The organism is Shewanella sp. AS16, assembly GCF_021412365.1.
Taxonomy (GTDB): domain Bacteria; phylum Pseudomonadota; class Gammaproteobacteria; order Enterobacterales; family Shewanellaceae; genus Shewanella; species Shewanella salipaludis.
On sequence record NZ_JAKCLK010000282.1, the window covers coordinates 1 to 290 of the forward strand.

1 protein-coding gene is annotated in these 290 nt (G+C 51.0%); it reads right to left on the bottom strand.

From position 1 onward, the window contains the following. Positions 1–290: sigma 54-interacting transcriptional regulator (locus LZP73_RS20315; RefSeq protein WP_234236746.1), on the bottom strand; the 290-nt coding region annotated here is incomplete at both ends.

The following is a 290-nucleotide window of genomic DNA, read 5'->3' on the forward strand; positions in this document are numbered from 1 at the left end:
ACTCACAATTGACGGCGATATAAGGCCCCGCTGCACGCTCGCTTTCATTATGAATTGCCTGACTTAGCAGTGCCTTGCCCACGCCCTCTTCTCCACAAAGCAGGACAGGAAAGCTACTGCGTGCCGCCTGGCGACCAAAATGAATCAAGCGGCGGGTTTGCGGATCGTCCTGTGGCATATGAGCGAAGGTATGGCTGACTTTTCCTAATTGACTGGTCATTAACTGCCGCATCTGTTCCACAGGATGGAGCAATAAAATAAAGCTGGTTCCCTGCGTTTCTATTATCGGT